General features: G+C 41.5%; 1 pseudogene. It reads left to right on the top strand.

Going from position 1 to position 311, the window contains the following annotated elements:
* Positions 1–311 (top strand): annotated as a pseudogene (locus tag G7034_RS10885) (hypothetical protein); the annotation flags it as partial.

Here is a 311-nt window from a genome sequence, read left to right as displayed (position 1 = left end):
AGAGCTACGGATGTTAATAACGGCTGTGTTTCCTTTACCGAATTGGAATTGGAAATCGACTTACTTCCCGTGATTGCAGCTCCTGAAGCTATTCCACCCATAGAAGCCTGCGATGATGATCAAACCGGTGTACAGACCTTAAATTTAACGTCTCAACAGGAATTTATTTTAAACGATTTAGAAGAATCCGACCACCAAATCCAGTATTACGAAACTCAAACCGATGCCCAAAACAACGAAAATGAAATCCCTAATCCCGAAGATTACACCACAGCTAGTCAGCAAATTTTTGTCCGCGTCACTGAAACAGA

Source organism: Psychroflexus maritimus (assembly GCF_011089875.1).
Classification (GTDB): Bacteria; Bacteroidota; Bacteroidia; order Flavobacteriales; family Flavobacteriaceae; genus Psychroflexus; species Psychroflexus maritimus.
Note: the sequence above shows the minus strand (reverse complement) of the source record. Positions and strands in the feature narration are given on the sequence as shown.